At 38.7% G+C, this 17,215-nt stretch carries 6 protein-coding genes and 1 pseudogene; 6 read left to right on the top strand and 1 reads right to left on the bottom strand.

Annotation, left to right across the window (positions count from 1 at the left end; genetic code table 11):
* The first annotated feature begins 381 nt into the window (after positions 1-381).
* Together QM469_RS01150 and QM469_RS01145 are read left to right on the top strand one after the other, a co-directional pair.
* Positions 382-6,189 carry a ZmpA/ZmpB/ZmpC family metallo-endopeptidase gene (locus tag QM469_RS01150; RefSeq protein ID WP_414275878.1) on the top strand — a complete coding sequence of 1,936 codons (5,808 nt, stop codon included), beginning with the start codon at positions 382-384 and terminating at the stop codon, positions 6,187-6,189.
* A gap of 41 nt (positions 6,190-6,230) precedes the next feature.
* Positions 6,231-12,134, top strand: a complete 5,904-nt coding sequence (locus QM469_RS01145; protein WP_371607862.1) for an SIALI-17 repeat-containing surface protein — start codon at positions 6,231-6,233, stop codon at positions 12,132-12,134.
* A 50-nt stretch (positions 12,135-12,184) separates the two neighbouring features.
* On the opposite strand, the pseudogene QM469_RS01140 reads toward QM469_RS01145, so the two are convergent.
* Positions 12,185-12,925 (bottom strand): annotated as a pseudogene (locus QM469_RS01140) (transposase); the annotation flags it as partial.
* A 181-nt stretch (positions 12,926-13,106) separates the two neighbouring features.
* Between QM469_RS01140 and QM469_RS01135 the strand changes: the two are divergent.
* From QM469_RS01135 to QM469_RS01120, 4 genes are read left to right on the top strand one after another with little or no spacing between them, the layout of a single operon-like run.
* The gene (locus QM469_RS01135) at positions 13,107-14,366 is read left to right on the top strand and encodes a UDP-N-acetylglucosamine 1-carboxyvinyltransferase (RefSeq protein WP_153224968.1); all 1,260 of its coding nucleotides are present in this window, start codon (positions 13,107-13,109) and stop codon (positions 14,364-14,366) included.
* 16 nt (positions 14,367-14,382) lie between these two features.
* Positions 14,383-14,934, top strand: a complete 552-nt coding sequence (locus QM469_RS01130; RefSeq protein ID WP_153224967.1) for a GNAT family N-acetyltransferase — start codon at positions 14,383-14,385, stop codon at positions 14,932-14,934.
* Positions 14,927-16,204 carry a CBS-HotDog domain-containing transcription factor SpxR gene (gene spxR / locus QM469_RS01125; RefSeq protein ID WP_000033785.1) on the top strand — a complete coding sequence of 426 codons (1,278 nt, stop codon included), beginning with the start codon at positions 14,927-14,929 and terminating at the stop codon, positions 16,202-16,204. Before QM469_RS01130 ends, spxR begins: the two co-directional genes overlap by 8 nt.
* 14 nt (positions 16,205-16,218) lie before the next feature.
* Positions 16,219-17,079 (top strand): methionyl aminopeptidase, encoded by an 861-nt coding sequence (locus QM469_RS01120; protein ID WP_248034388.1) that lies wholly within the window; start codon positions 16,219-16,221, stop codon positions 17,077-17,079.
* Positions 17,080-17,215: the final 136 nt, after the last annotated feature.

Raw genomic sequence — 17,215 nt, 5'->3', positions numbered from 1 at the left:
ACTATGTAATTTTACGGTAATTTTTGGGAATGTAACTTGTTGATTTTTCAAGGTTTTGAAGGCCATTGCATAATAGTTTTCTTTTATTGCAACAACAAGTTTCTGTTTACCCAATCGCAAAATAATCGCTAGAAGTAGCATTAAATAAGGCTTTCCGAGTTTTCGGAGAGCCTATTTTTTTATCCAAAAAGAATATAAGAAATTCAAACCCTGCTCCTTCGTATTTTATATATAAAACAAAGTATGAAAACGTAACGCAATTTTAAGACTTTTTGGTAAATTAAGAGTATAATTAAAGTGTGTTACCTTTTCATAAGATAACAAGCTAATATAATAAAGTTTAGCTTGCATATTTTTAAAATTTTATTTCAAGGAGGAATCATGGAAAAGTATTTTGGTGAAAAACAGCAGCGTTTTTCATTTAGAAAATTATCAGTAGGACTCGTATCTGCAACGATTTCAAGTTTATTTTTTATGTCTGTATTAGCTAGTTCATCTGTAGAGGCTCAAGAGACTAAAGGTGTTCACTATAAATATGTGACAGAGTCAGAGCTATCATCAGAAGAAAAGAAGCAGCTTGTCTATGACATTCCGACATACATGGAGAATGATGATGAGACTTATTATCTTGTTTATAAATTAAATTCCCAAAATCAACTGGGAGACTTACCAAATACTGGAAGTAAGAATGATATGCAAACCCTAGTTGCTGGTGCTAGCTTAGCGGCTCTGGGGATTTTAATTTTTGCCGTTTCTAAGAAAAAAGTTAAGAATAAAACAGTATTACATTTAGTATTGGTTGCAGGAATAGGAAATGGTGTCTTAGTTTCAGCTCATGCTTTAGAAAATAATCTCTTACTGAATTACAATACTGACTATGAATTAATCTCAGGAGAAAAATTACCTCTTCCTAAAGGGATTTCAGGTTACACTTATATTGGATATATCAAAGAGGGAAACATAACTTCTGAATCTAAAGTAAGCAATCAAGAGAAATCAGTAGCTACTCCTAAAAATCAACAAAAGGTAGATTATAGTGTTACACCAAATTTTGTAGAACATCCATCAACAGTACAGGCTATTCAGGAACAAACACCTGTTTCTTCAACTAAGCCGACAGAAGTTCAAGTAGTTGAAAAACCTCTTTCTACTGAATTAACGAATCCAAGAAAAGAAGAGAAACAATCTTCAGATTCTCAAGAACAATTAGCCAAACATAAGGATGTACAAGCTGGAACTCTGGTAACCGACAAGGGTGAGCCTGCGATCCAGCCAGAGTTACCAGAAGCAGTTGTATCCGATAAAGGGGAGGCTGCAGTCCAACCTGCCTTGCCAGAAGCTGTGGTAAGTGATAAAGGCGTACCGGAAGTTCAACCAGCGTTACCAGAAGCAGTAGTAACAGACAAAGGCGAATCTGAAGTTCAACCAACGTTACCCCAAGCAGTTGTAACCGACAAGGGTGAGCCTGCAGTCCAACCCGCCTTACCAGAAGCGGTTGTAACTGACAAAGGTGAACCAGCAGTCCAAGCAGAGTTGCCAGAAGCTGTAGTCAGTGACAAAGGTGAGCCTGCAGTCCAACCCGCCTTGCCAGAAGCAGTTGTTACTGATAAAGGAGAACCTGAAGTTCAACCTGAATTGCCAGAAGCAGTTGTTACTGATAAAGGAGAACCTGAAGTTCAACCAGCGTTACCAGAAGCAGTCGTGACTGATAAGGGTAAGCCGGAAGTTCAGCCAGAATTACCCGAAGCTGTTGTAAGCGCCAAAGGTGAATCTGAAGTTCAACCTGAATTGCCAGAAGCAGTTATAACAGACAAAGGTAAACCAGAAGTTCAACCTGAACTACCAGAAGCAGTCGTGACTGATAAGGGTGAGCCGGAAGTTCAGCCAGAATTACCCGACGCAGTTGTAACTGACAAAGGCATACCAGAAGTTCAACCTGAATTGCCAGAAGCAGTTATAACAGACAAAGGTAAACCAGAAGTTCAGCCAGAATTACCCGACGCAGTTGTAACTGACAAAGGCATACCAGAAGTTCAACCTGAATTGCCAGAAGCTGTTGTAACTGACAAAGGTGAACCTGCAGTCCAAGCAGAGTTGCCAGAGGCTGTAGTAAGTGACAAAGGGGAGCCTGAAATTCATCCAGCGTTACCAGAGGCTGTAGTAACCGACAAAGGCGAACCCGAGGTTCACCCAGCGTTGCCAGAAGCTGTAGTAAGTGACAAAGGTGAGCCTGAACAGGTAGCCCCACTTCCAGAATACATTGGTGATATTGATCAAGTAAAGCCGGATATTCCGACTGAAAAAACGAAAAAGCAGGATCCAGAAAAAACACTCGAATTAAGAAATGTTTCGGATATTGAGTTGTACAGCCAGACGAATGGGACTTATAAACAACATATCTCATTGGATGGAATTCCAAAGAATACGGATAATTACTTTGTCAAGGTAAAATCTTCGGCATTTAAAGATGTCTATCTGCCAGTCTCCTCAATAACTGAGGAGGAAAGAAATGGTCAGCCAGTTTATAAAATTACAGCTAAGGCTGAGAAACTCCAGCAAGAGCAGAACAATAAATATGTCGACCATTTCACCTTCTACCTCGATAAGAAGTCTAAAGAGGAAAAGACAAACTTTACTTCCTTTAGTAATCTGGTCAAAGCTATAAACCAAAATCCCTCTGGAACCTATCATTTAGCGGCCAGCCTGAATGCTAACGAAGTGGAGCTTGGTCCTGATGATAAATCCTATATCAAGGGCACCTTTACTGGTCAGTTGATTGGTGAAAAAGATGGCAAGAATTATGCTATCTATAATTTGAAAAAACCTCTGTTTGAAAACTTGAGTGGTGCTACAGTAGAAAAACTAAGTCTAAAAAATGTTGCTATTTCAGGGAAAAATGATATTGGTTCACTGGCAAATGAAGCTACGAATGGCACAAAGATCAAACAAGTTCATGTCGATGGTGTTCTGGCTGGAGAACGTGGTATCGGTGGATTGCTTGCTAAGGCAGACCAATCAAGCATCGCAGAGAGCAGTTTCAAGGGAAGAATTGTCAATACCTATGAAACAACTGCTGCCTATAATATCGGTGGTCTGGTCGGTCATTTGACAGGAGGCAGAGCTTCACTGACTAAGTCAAAAGCGACAGTAGCCATTTCATCCAACACCAATAGTTCAGATCAGACTGTTGGTGGGCTAGCAGGTCTAGTAGACCAAGATGCGCATATACAGGATAGCTATGCTGAAGGTGATATCAACAATGTCAAGCACTTTGGTAGAGTTGCGGGTGTGGCTGGATATTTGTGGGATCGAACTTCTGGTGAGGAACGGCATGCTGGAAGCTTGACCAATGTTCTCAGTGATGTCAATGTAACCAACGGGAATGCTATTACCGGTTACCACTACAATGGAATGAAGGTGAAGGATACATTCAGCAGCAAGGCGAACAGAGTATACAATGTCACCTTGGTTAGGGATGAAGTCGTCAGCAAAGAATCCTTTGAAGAAAGAGGAACAATGCTAGATGCTTCTGAAGTGACTAATAAAAAAGCAGAAATCAATCCTCTCACTCCTCCAACAGTGGAGCCCCTTTCAACAAGTGGTAGTAAAGAAAGTGATTTTTCTAAGGTGAAGCATTATCAAGCTAACCGTGCTTTGGTTTATAAGAACATTGAAAAATTGTTACCTTTCTATAACAAGGCGACCATCGTGAAATACGGAAACCTGGTCAAGGAGAACAGTCTCTTATATCAAAAAGAACTCTTGTCCGCAGTTATGATGAAGGATGACCAAGTAATCACAGATATTGTTTCTAACAAACAGACTGCAAATAAACTCTTGCTTCACTATCAGGACCATTCATCTGAGAAGCTCGATCTCAAGTACCAGACTGATTTTGCCAAGCTAGCAGAATATAGTTTAGGGGATACAGGACTCCTCTACACTCCAAATCAATTCTTGTATGACCAAGACTCTATCATTAAGCAAGTCTTACCTGACTTACAAAAGATTGACTATAAGTCGGATACTATCAGAAAGATACTCGGAATTTCCCCAGAGGTCAAGCAAACTGAGCTCTATCTGGAAGACCAGTTCGCCAAAACAAAACAAGATTTGGCAAACAGTTTGAAAAAACTCTTGTCAGCAGATGCTGGACTTGCTGGTGACAACCCAGTTACCAGAGGCTATCTTGTAGATAAAATCAAGAACAATAAGGAAGCCTTACTACTCGGCTTAACTTATTTAGAACGTTGGTATAACTTTAGCTACGGTCAAGTGAATGTCAAAGACCTGGTGATGTATCGTCCAGACTTCTTTGGTAAAGGAAATACTTCACCACTAGATACTCTGATTGAGTTAGGGAAATCAGGATTTAATAATCTGCTTGCTAAAAACAATGTCGATACTTATGCTATCAGTCTTGCCAGCCATCATGGAACGACAGATTTGTTTAGCACGTTGGAAAATTACCGAAAAGTCTTTCTACCAGACAAAACCAATAATGACTGGTTTAAATCACAGACCAAGGCTTACATCGTCGAAGAAAAATCCACTATTGCAGAGGTCAAAGCCAAGCAAGAGCAAGCAGGGACTAAGTATTCTATCGGTGTTTATGACAGAATTACTAGTAGTACTTGGAAATACCGCAATATGGTCTTGCCTCTCCTTACCTTGCCAGAAAGATCTGTATTTGTCATCTCAACCTTGTCTAGCCTAGGATTTGGTGCTTACGATCGCTATCGCAACAGCGATTATAAGGCTGGAGATGAACTCAATAAGTTTGTTGAAGATAATGCGCGTGAAACAGCCAAACGTCAGCGAGATCACTATGATTATTGGTATCGTATTTTAGATAAAGAAGGACGTGAAAAGCTCTATCGTACAATTTTACTTTATGATGCCTATAAGTTTGGAGATGATACAACATCTGGAAAAGCTACAGTTGAGGCTCAGTTTGATAGTACCAATCCGGCGATGAAGAATTTCTTTGGTCCAGTGGGGAATAAAGTAGTTCACAATCACCATGGTGCTTATGCAACTGGAGATGGCGTTTACTATATGTCCTATCGTATGTTAGATAAGGATGGAGCTATCACCTATACCCATGAGATGACACATGATTCAGATCAGGATATTTACCTTGGTGGCTATGGTCGAAGAAGTGGCTTAGGACCGGAGTTCTTCGCAAAAGGCTTATTGCAAGCTCCTGATCAACCAAGTGATGCAACCATTACCATCAACTCTATCTTGAAACATAAAACATCAGATAGTACAGAAGGCCAGCGATTGCAAGTACTTGATCCAACTACAAGATTTAATGACGCAGCAGATCTTCAGAACTACGTCCACAATATGTTTGATGTCGTTTACATGTTGGAATATCTCGAAGGGCAATCTATTGTGAAACAGTTAGATGCTTATCAGAAAATGACGGCTCTGAGAAAAATCGAGAATAAATACGTGAAAGATCCTGCAGATGGAAATGAGGTTTACGCTACTAACGTTGTACAAAATCTGACAGAAGAAGATGCCAAAAAATTGACTACCTTTGATAGTTTAATTAAAAATAATATCTTGTCAGCTCGTGAATATAAGTCTGGGGAATATGAAAGAAACGGTTACTATACGATTAAACTCTTTGCCCCAATCTATTCGGCTCTGAGCAGTAAGGGAACTCCGGGTGATTTGATGGGACGTAGGATTGCTTATGAACTTCTGGCTGCCAAAGGCTTTAAGGATGGAATGGTACCTTATATCTCAAATCAATATGAAAAAGATGCAAAAGCGGCGGGAAGTAAGATTAAGTCTTATGGTAAAGAAGTAGGTTTAGTTACAGATGATCTTGTTTTGAAAAAGGTATTTGAAGGGAAGTATTCTTCTTGGGCGGATTTCAAGAAAGCTATGTACCAAGAACGGGTGGATCAGTTTAGAAACTTGAAAAAGGTGACCTTCAACGATCCAACTAAATCTTGGGCAAGTTTTGCAAGAAAGACGATTCATAGTGTAGAAGAACTGCAGCGATTAATGGACGAAGCTGTCCGTAAGGATGCAGATGAGAATCGTTATTCTTGGGACAACTATAATCCAGAATATGATAGTGCAGTTCATAAGTTAAAGAGAGCAGTGTTTAAGGCCTATCTAAATCAAACTGATGATTTTAGAAGTTCAATTTTTAATAATAAAAAATAGTGTTTACTATTAGGAAATAAAATTAAAGAAGGTGATTACGATTGTCATTATTTAAAAAAGAACGGTTTTCAATCCGAAAAATCTGTGGGATTGTTGGTTCAGTTTTACTCGGAAGCATCTTGGTTGCACCGTCAATCATTCATGCTTCTACATATCATTATGTTGAAAAAAGCGCTCTTACAAAGGAAGAACAAAGCAAGATTCAAGCAGGAATTCCTACTGATAATGAGGTAACTTATGCTCTTATTTATCAGCAGGAAGCTCTTCCTGCGACAGGTTCATCGACTTCTGTGCTTACAGCTTTAGGTCTATTAGCTGTTGGTAGTTTAGTCCTTTTGGTTCATAAAAAGAAAAAAGTTTCTAGTTTGTTCTTAGTTACTACTATCGGACTGATTAGTCTTTCTAGTATGCAAGCTCTCGATATAAGCAATCCTTTGAAAGCTCCAAGTAATGAAGGAGTGGTTCAAATTGCTGGATATCGTTATATTGGATACTTACCCCTTAATGATGATGCAATTTCAGAAATTCAACATAAGAATGAGGGGACAAAAAATGTTCCAGTATCTGAAATTCAAAGTATCCCTAATGAAGCGCCTAAAGCAGAAAAACCAGAACATACAGCACCAGTTGGTGGTAATCTGGTTGAGCCCGAAGTTCATGAGAAACCAGAATATACTGCACCGGTAGGAACAGTTCCTGATATGGCTCCTAAAGCTGAGAAGCGAGCATACACTGAGCCTGTAGGTATGGCTCCAGACGAAGCACCTAAATCAGAGAAACCAGAGTACACTGCACCAGTAGGCACAGTCCCAGACGATGCTCCTAAGTATGAGAAGCCTGACTATACGCAACCAATAGGTACAAACCTTGTAGAACCAGAAGTTCAACCAGCGTTGCCGGAAGCTATTGTGACTGACAAAGGCGAGCCGGAAGTTCAACCGGCATTACCCGAAGCTGTTGTGACTGACAAAGGTGAACCGGAAGTTCAACCAGCGTTACCCGAAGCTGTTGTGACTGACAAAGGCGAACCGGAAGTTCAACCGGCATTACCCGAAGCTGTTGTGACTGACAAAGGTGAGCCGGAAGTTCAACCAGCGTTACCCGAAGCTGTTGTAACTGATAAAGGTGAACCGGAAGTTCAACCAGCGTTACCCGAAGCTGTTGTGACTGACAAAGGCGAGCCGGAAGTTCAACCAGCGTTACCCGAAGCTGTTGTGACTGACAAAGGTGAGCCGGAAGTTCAACCAGCGTTGCCGGAAGCTATTGTGACTGACAAAGGCGAGCCGGAAGTTCAACCAGCGTTACCCGAAGCTGTTGTGACTGACAAAGGTGAGCCGGAAGTTCATGAAAAACCAGCATACACTGAACCGGTAGGCACAGTTCCAGAAGAAGCACCTAAGTCTGAGAAGCCAGAGTACATTGCTTCTGTAGGTACAGTCCCAGACGAAGCGCCTAAGGCTGAGAAACCAGAATATACGGGTTCTGTAGGTACAACAGGAGTAGATGAAACAGGAAACTTAATTGATCCGCCGGTTATTGAAATCTCAGAGTATACTGATCCACTAGCTACAGTTCCTGACGTTGCTCCAGAGAGAGAAGAGCTTCCTGCTTTACATACTGATATTCGTACAGAGACTATTCCTAAAACTATCACAGAAGAATCTGATCCTACCAAATTTATAGGTGATGATTCTGTTAAACAAGTTGGTGAGGACGGCGAACGTCAAATTGTTACTAGCTATGAAGAGTTACATGGCAAAAAAATCAGTGAACCAGTTGAAACCGTAACTGTGTTAAAAGAAATGAAGCCTGAAATTCTTGTAAAAGGTACAAAAGAAAAGCCAAAAGAAAAAACAGCTCCTGTTTTGACTCTGACCACTGTATCTAAGGATGTTTTAGCTAAGTCTGCTACAATTAACTACAATCTAGAAAATCAAGACAATGCTACAATTACACGCATTGTAGCGACTATCAAAGAAGGTGGAAAAATTGTAAAAACGCTTGATTTAAAAATCGATAACTTATCTCAAGTATTAGAGAACTTAGACTATTACAAAGATTATACGATTTCAACCACTATGACTTATGATGTAGGTAAGGGTGCAGAAGTATCGACTTTGGAAGATAAACCTTTACGCTTAGATTTAAAGAAAGTTGAGTTGAAAGATATTGCAAATACCAGTCTCGTACAAGTAAACGAAAGCGGTGTCGAAAGCGATAGTAATCATTTAACATCTCTTCCAAGTAATGTTAACAACTATTACTTAAAAGTAACCTCCAGAGAAAACAAAGTGACTCGTTTAGCAATTGATAAGATTGAAGAGGTCATTGAGGAAGGTAAGCAGCTTTACAAGATAACGGCAAAAGCACCTGACTTAGTTCAACGTGATAAAGACGGTAAGTTAAGAGATACTTACACTTATTATCTTGAAAAACCGAGGGCTACCGAGGATAAGGTTTATTACAACTTCCATGATTTAGCAAAAGATATGCAAGCAAATCCTACCGGTGAGTTTAAACTTGGTGCAGATTTGAATGCAGTTAACGTTAAGCCAGCAGGTAAAGCTTATGTTATGGCTAAGTTTAGAGGTACTTTATCAAGTGTAGAGAATCATCAGTACACGATTCATAACTTAGAAAGACCTTTGTTTAATGAGGCTGAAGGTGCTACACTCAAAAACTTTAACTTAGGTAATGTAAATATAAACATGCCTTGGGCTGATAAAGTTGCACCTATTGGTAATATGTTTAAGAAGTCTACACTTGAGAATATCAAAGTAGTAGGTTCAGTAACAGGAAATAACGATGTAACCGGTGCTGTTAATAAGTTAGACGAAGCTAATATGCGCAATGTAGCTTTTATTGGCAAGATTAACAGTCTTGGAGATAAAGGCTGGTGGTCTGGTGGACTTGTCAGCGAAAGTTGGCGAAGTAACACGGATAGTGTTTATTTTGACGGTGATATTGTAGGTAACAATTCTAAGTTTGGTGGTTTAGTAGCTAAAGTCAATCACGGAAGTAATCAGTGGGATGTTAAACAAAAAGGTCGTTTGACAAATTCTGTTGTTAAAGGTACTATGACTCTGAAAAATCATGGTCAAAGTGGTGGTTTAGTTCACGAAAACTATGACTGGGGTTGGGTTGAGAATAATATTAGTATGATGAAAGTCAATAACGGTGAAATTATGTATGGTTCAGCTTCTATTGACGGTGACCCATACTTTGGTTTTGACTACTTCAAAAATAATTATTATGTAAAAGATGTTGCTACTGGAGAAAGTACCTACAAGCGTTCGAAACAGATTCAGTCTATCTCTCAAGCAGAAGCAGACGCCAAAATCGCTAATATGGGGATTACTGCGAATACCTTCGCTATTCAAGATCCAGTTGTAAACAAGTTAAATCGTATCGTTGATAGAGATTCTGAATATAAAGCGATTCAGGACTACCAAGAAACAAGAAACCTAGCTTATCGAAATTTGGAAAAACTGCAACCATTTTATAACAAAGAGTGGATTGTAAACCAAGGGAATAAGTTAACAGATGAGTCCAATCTTGTTAAGAAAACTGTTCTGTCTGTAACAGGTATGAAAGCAGGGCAATTTGTCACTGATTTATCGGATATTGATAAGATTATGGTTCACTATGCTGATGGTACAAAAGAAGAGTTAACTGTGACCGCTAAAACGAATTCTAAAGTAGCTCAAGTAAAAGAGTATGATGTAGCAGGTCAAAACATTGTCTATACTCCAAATATGGTTATGAAGAATCGTAGCCAGTTAGCAAGCAATATCAAAGAGAAGTTAGCTAGTGTTACCCTACTTTCAGATGAAGTTCGTAGCTTGATGGATAAGCGTGAGAAACCTTGGCAAAATACCCCTGAGAAGAAAACTGAGTACATTAAGGGCTTGTATTTAGAAGAAAGCTTCGAAGAAGTCAAAGGAAACTTAGAAAAACTTGTTAGTCAGATTTTAGAAAATGAAGATCATCAGTTAAACGGTGGGGAAGTAGTCGAGCGTGCTTTACTTAAGAAAGTTGAAGATAACAAAGCTAAAATCATGATGGGGCTGGCCTACTTAAATCAATATTATGGTTTTAAATACGATGAGTTATCAATTAAAGATATTATGATGTTTAAACCTGATTTTTATGGTAAGAATGTTAATGTTTTAGATTTCTTAATCAAAATTGGTTCAAGTGAAAGAAATGTTAAAGGAGATAGAACTTTAGAAGCTTATCGTGAAACTATAGGTGGAACAATTGGAATAAATGAATTAAATGGATTCTTACATTACAATATGAAGCTATTCACTAACCATACAGATATAAATGACTGGTTTAAGAAAGCTATTGAAAAGAACGCGTATGTAGTTGAACAACCATCAACGAACCCTGCATTTGCTAACAAAAAATATCGTCTATACGAAGGAATTAATAATGGGCAGCATGGGCGCATGATTTTACCTCTTCTTAATTTGAAAAATGCACATCTATTTATGATTTCAACGTATAATTCAATTTCATTCGGTGCATTTGAAAAATACAACAAAAATACTGAAGAAGAACGTGAAGCCTTTAAAAAAGAGATTAATCTACGTGCCAAAGAGCAAGTTAATTACTTAGATTTTTGGTCACGTCTTGCTACTGATAATGTACGCGATAAACTTCTTAAGAGTCAAAATGTAGTTCCAACTCCTGTATGGGATAATCATAATGCTCCAGGTGGCTGGCCTGACAGATTCGGACATAGAAATGGAAAATCAGACTATACTCCAGTCAGGGAATTCTTTGGTCGTATTGGGAAGTATCATGAGTATAAGTATGGCTATGGAGCCTATGCTTACATCTTTGCTGATCCACAACCTATGGATGCTGTATATTTTGTTATGTCGGATTTAATAAGTGAATACGGCACATCTGCCTTTACACATGAAACTACCCACGTAAATGACCGCATGGCATATTTGGGTGGTCATAGACATCGACAAGGTACAGACCTTGAAGCATTTGCTCAGGGTATGTTACAAACTCCAGCACAACACGGACATCAAGGTGAATACGGTGCACTTGGATTAAATATGGCATTTGAACGTCAAAATGATGGTAACCAATGGTACAACTATAATCCTAACAAGCTGGATTCGCGTGAAACTATAGATAAATACATGAAGAACTACAATGAAGCTATGATGATGCTTGATTATGCTGAAGCTGAAGCTGTTCTTCCTAAGGTTAAAGGTGACAATAGTAAGTGGTTCAAGAAAATTGACCGTGAAATACGTCGACCAATGGATAGAAATAAACTAAGTGGTCCTCACCAATGGGACAAAGTGCGTGACTTGACAGACGCTGAGAAAATAACCAATCTTGAAACCATTGATGATTTGGTAAATAACAATTTTATGACTATTCACGGAAATCCAGGCAATAAAGTCTTCCACCCAGAAGATTTTGGTACGGCTTATGTCAATGTCAATATGATGGCTGGTATTTACGGTGGTAATACAAGCCAAGGAGCACCAGGTTCATTATCATTCAAACATAATGCCTTCCGTATGTGGGGGTACTATGGATATGAACATGGATTCATTGACTATGTTTCAAGCAAACATCAAGGTGCTGCTGATAAAGAAAATAAAGGTCTTTTAGGCGATGATTTCATTATCAAGAAAGTATCTGGAGACAAATTCAAGACACTTGAAGAGTGGAAGAGACATTGGTATCATGATGTGAAAGTCAGAGCTGAAAAAGGATTCACAGAGATTACAATTGATGGACAAACCATCCACAATTATAATGAACTCAAAGCCTTGTTCGACAAAGCGGTCACAGAAGACCTCAAGAAGGCTGGAAACTACTCAAATACTGAAAATTTGAAATCTAAAGTCTTTAAATCCCTTCTAAAAAACACAGATGGTTTCTTAAATCCATTGTTTAAAATATAAAAGGGACAAGTTTTTTGGCTCTTTGTCAACTGTAGTGGGTTGAAGAAAAGCTAATCTCGAGAAAGGACAAATTTCGTCCTTTCTTTTTTGATGTTCAGAGCGATAAAAATGCGTTTTTTGAAGTTTTCAAAGTTCTGACAACCAAAGGCATTGCGTTTAATAAGTTTGATTAGATTATTAGTGGCTTCCAGTTTGGCGTTAGAATAGGGTAGTTGAAGAGCGTTGACAGTTTTCTCTTTGTCCTTTAGAAAGGTTTTAAAGACAGTCTGAAAAAGAGGATGAACCAGCTTTAGATTGTCCTCAATGAGTCCAAAGAATTTCTTCGGCTCCTTATTCTGAAAGTGGAAAAGCAAGAGTTGATAGAGATGATAGTGGTGTTTCAAGTCTTCGGAATAGCTCAAAAGCTTGTTTAGGATTTCCTTATTGGTTAAATGCATACGAAAAGTAGGGCGATAAAAACGTTTATCACTCAGTTTACGACTATCCTGATTGATTCATAATTTGGACACGCACACGACTCATAGCACGGCTTAGATGTTGTACAATGTGAAAGCAATCCAGAACGATTTTAGCGTTTGGGAGTGAAACAGTCTCGTAGACTGTTTCAGCCTGAGCCTAGAAATTCGAAAGCGAAGTTGTCTAGTCAAGTCATAATAAGGGATAAACATATCCATAGTAATGATTTTGACGCGACTTCGGACAGAACTCTCATATTTAAGAAAATGATTTCGGATGATAGATTGTGTTCTACCTTCCAGAACTGTGATGATGTTGAGATTGTCAAAATCTTGAGGGTAATTTCTCAAAGTAATTTCCACTTTCCTGACCAAAGTGGAAATTAGTCTAAAACGGATTTTTATGGTGGAATTAAGTGTGAGACGTTTGTTAATTATTTTATAGGATTGGCTATTAGTAAGAAATATGGTATAATATAGGGTGAGACCTTCTTAATAAATAGTGAAAGAGTATAAAATGAAAAAAATTGTCATTAACGGCGGGAGACCATTGAAAGGTGAAATTACAATCAGTGGTGCTAAAAATAGTGTCGTTGCCTTGATTCCTGCCATTATTTTATCAGATGATGTTGTGATTTTGGATTGTGTTCCAGACATCTCTGATGTAGCTAGTCTTATTGAGATTATGGAGATCATGGGAGCTAGTGTCAAGCGTTATGACGATGTTCTTGAGATTGATCCTCGTGGTGTTCAAAATAAACCAATGCCTTATGGTAAAATTAATAGCTTGCGTGCGTCTTATTATTTCTATGGTAGTCTTTTAGGACGTTTTGGTGAAGCAACTGTAGGTTTGCCTGGAGGGTGTGACCTAGGACCACGTCCGATTGATTTGCATTTAAAAGCATTTGAAGCTATGGGAGCTAAGACAACCTACGAGGGAGATAATATGAATCTCTCAACCCAAGGATCAAGTCTACATGGTGCACATATCTATATGGATACTGTTAGTGTTGGTGCAACAATCAATACGATGCTAGCAGCAGTAAAAGCTAAAGGTCGAACAGTTATTGAAAATGCTGCTCGCGAACCTGAAATCATTGATGTGGCTACATTATTAAACAATATGGGAGCTCACATTCGTGGAGCAGGTACGGATATGATTACAATCGATGGTGTGGATAGCTTGCACGGAACACGTCACCAAGTCATCCCAGACCGTATTGAAGCAGGTACATATATTTCAATGGCAGCTGCAGTAGGTCATGGGATTCGAATTAATAATGTACTTTATGAGCATTTAGAAGGATTTATTGCTAAACTTGAAGAAATGGGTGTTCACATGACTATTTCTGAAGACAGTATTTTCGTCGAAGAGCAAACAAATCTAAAGGCTGTTAATATCAAAACAGCTCCTTATCCAGGTTTCGCAACAGATCTTCAACAGCCTATTACTCCTTTGCTATTAAAAGCAGAAGGTCGTGGCACATTGATTGATACAATCTATGAAAAACGTGTCAATCATGTTTTTGAATTAGCCAAAATGAATGCAGATATTTCAACAACAAACGACCACATCCTTTATAAGGGTGGAAATCCTTTGCAGGGTGCAAAAGTTAAGGCGACAGACCTACGTGCTGGAGCTGCCTTGGTTATTGCTGGCTTGATGGCTGAAGGAAAAACAGAGATTACCAATGTAGAATTCATCCTTCGAGGCTACTCGAATATTATCGAAAAATTGCGTAATCTTGGAGCAGATATTGAGCTAATCGAAGATTAGCACTTTGAGGATTGCAATGAATATCTGGACTAAATTAGCAAAATTTTCTTTCTATGAGACGGAACGTTTATATTTCCGTCCCTTCTTTTTTACAGATGTAGATGATTTTCATCAACTTGCATCAGATCCTGAAAATCTCCAATTTATCTTTCCTGCACAAGCAAGTATTGAAGAAAGTCAGTATGCTCTTGCCAATTATTTTATGAAATCACCTTTGGGGATTTGGGCTATTTGTGATAAAAAAGAGCAACGGATGATTGGAGCTATCAAGTTTGAAAAACTTGATGAAATTAAGAAAGAAGCAGAAATTGGCTATTTTTTAAAGAAAGACTATTGGTCTCAGGGGTATATGACTGAAGCAGTTACCAAATTACGAGATTTATCCATGAACGAGTTTGCCTTGAAGCAACTTTCGATTGTGACACATCTAGAAAATGTTGCTAGTCAGAAAGTAGCAGAAAAATCAAATTTTGTTCTTTATCGTCATTTTAAAGGTAGCGATCGTTATACCCGAAAGATGCGGGATTATCTAGAATTCCGTTATACAAAAGGAAATCTAAATGAGTAAACACCAAGAAATATTAGCCTACTTGGAAGAATTACCAGTTGGGAAGCGTGTCAGTGTTCGTAGTATTTCAAATCGACTAGGAGTAAGTGATGGTACGGCATATCGGGCTATCAAAGAAGCTGAAAATAGGGGACTTGTTGAAACACGTCCTCGAAGTGGAACAGTACGTGTAAAGTCAAAAAAAGTAGCTATTGAGAAATTAACGTTCGCAGAAATTGCAGAAGTTACAGGCTCAGAAGTTTTAGCTGGTCAAGCTGGATTGGATAGAGAATTTAGTAAATTCTCCATTGGGGCGATGACTGAAAAGAATATTCTTTCTTATCTTCATGATGGCGGCTTACTTATCGTAGGAGATCGAACACGTATTCAGTTATTAGCACTTGAAAATGAAAATGCTGTCTTGGTAACAGGTGGATTTGAAGTTCATGAAGATGTTTTAAACCATGCTAATAAAAAAAATATTCCAGTATTGCGCAGTAAGCATGATACATTTACAATTGCGACTATGATCAACAGAGCTTTGTCCAACGTTCAGATTAAGACAGATATTTTAACGGTTGAAAAAATCTATCGTACCAGTCATGAATATGGATTTCTACAGGAAACGGATACTGTCAAAGATTATCTAGACTTGGTTCGTAAGAATAGAACGAGCCGTTTCCCTGTCATCAATCAGCATCAGGTCGTTGTTGGTGTAGTTACTATGCGTGATGCTGGAGATAAATCACCTGGTACAACGATAGATAAGGTCATGACAAGGACAGTCTACATGACTGGTTTAGCGACGAATATCGCTAATGTTAGCCAGAGAATGATTGCTGAAGACTTTGAAATGGTGCCTGTTGTGAGAAGTAATCAAACTTTACTTGGTGTTATTACTAGACGGGATGTCATGGAAAAGATGAGTCGCTCTCAAGTTTCAGCATTACCAACATTTTCAGAACAGGTTGGTCAGAAGTTATCTTACCACCATGATGAAGTTGTCATTACGGTTGAACCATTTATGTTGGAAAAAAATGGAGTCCTTGCAAATGGAGTTCTTTCAGAAATTTTGACCCATATGACGCAGGATCTGGTCGTGAATAGCGGACGTAATCTCATCATTGAACAGATGCTGATTTACTTTTTACAGGCTGTTCAGATCGATGATATCTTGCGGATTCAGGCTAGAATTATTCACCATACGAGAAGGTCAGCCATTATCGACTATGATATTTATATCAATCATCAAATCGTATCAAAAGCAAATGTTACTGTAAAAATTAATTAAAACTAGGAGAAAACATGATTACATTAAAATCAGCTAGAGAAATCGAAGCAATGGATAAGGCTGGCGATTTTCTTGCCAGTATTCACATCGGTTTGCGTGACATCATCAAACCAGGTGTAGATATGTGGGAAGTAGAAGAATATGTGCGTCGTCGTTGTAAAGAAGAAAATTTCCTCCCTCTTCAAATTGGTGTTGATGGGGCAATGATGGATTATCCATACGCAACTTGTTGTTCGCTTAATGACGAAGTAGCCCATGCTTTTCCACGCCACTATATTTTGAAGGAAGGCGATTTGCTGAAGGTAGATATGGTTCTTGGTGGGCCAATCGCTAAGTCTGACCTCAATGTTTCTAAACTAAATTTTAACAACGTTGAGCAGATGAAAAAATATACTCAAAACTTTACGGGCGGCTTGGCAGATTCTTGTTGGGCTTACGCTGTTGGAAAACCATCAGAAGAAATTAAAAACTTGATGGATGTTACCAAAGAAGCTATGTATAAGGGAATTGAGCAGGCTGTTGTAGGAAATCGTATTGGAGATATTGGAGCTGCTATTCAGGAATATGCTGAAAGTCGTGGTTACGGAGTTGTTCGTGATCTTGTAGGACACGGAGTTGGTCCAACTATGCATGAAGAACCAATGGTGCCTAACTATGGTATCGCAGGTCGTGGTCTCCGCCTTCGTGAAGGCATGGTCTTAACCATTGAGCCTATGATCAATACAGGTGATTGGGAAATCGATACAGATATGAAAACAGGCTGGGCACATAAAACTATCGACGGTGGTCTATCATGTCAGTACGAGCATCAGTTTGTTATTACAAAAGATGGGCCTGTAATTTTGACAAGTCAAGGTGAAGAGGGAACTTATTAATCAAAAAAGGGCTCTTTGTCAACTGTAGTGGGTTGAATAAAAGCTAACATCTGGAGAGGACAATCGTTGTCCTCTCCATTTTTATATTCAGAGCGATGAAAATTCGTTTCTTAAAGTTGTCAAAGTTCCTAAAACC

Source organism: Streptococcus infantis (genome assembly GCF_047464215.1).
In the GTDB taxonomy this organism is placed as follows: Bacteria; Bacillota; Bacilli; order Lactobacillales; family Streptococcaceae; genus Streptococcus; species Streptococcus infantis_P.
This window is presented reverse-complemented; position numbering and strand designations above follow the sequence as displayed.

Coding starts and splice junctions, on each gene's coding strand:
- QM469_RS01130 (WP_153224967.1), top strand. CDS start 14,383: ATGAATATCTGGACTAAATTAGCAAAATTTTCTTTCTATGAGACGGAA.
- spxR (WP_000033785.1), top strand. CDS start 14,927: ATGAGTAAACACCAAGAAATATTAGCCTACTTGGAAGAATTACCAGTT.
- QM469_RS01135 (WP_153224968.1), top strand. CDS start 13,107: ATGAAAAAAATTGTCATTAACGGCGGGAGACCATTGAAAGGTGAAATT.
- QM469_RS01150 (WP_414275878.1), top strand. CDS start 382: ATGGAAAAGTATTTTGGTGAAAAACAGCAGCGTTTTTCATTTAGAAAA.
- QM469_RS01120 (WP_248034388.1), top strand. CDS start 16,219: ATGATTACATTAAAATCAGCTAGAGAAATCGAAGCAATGGATAAGGCT.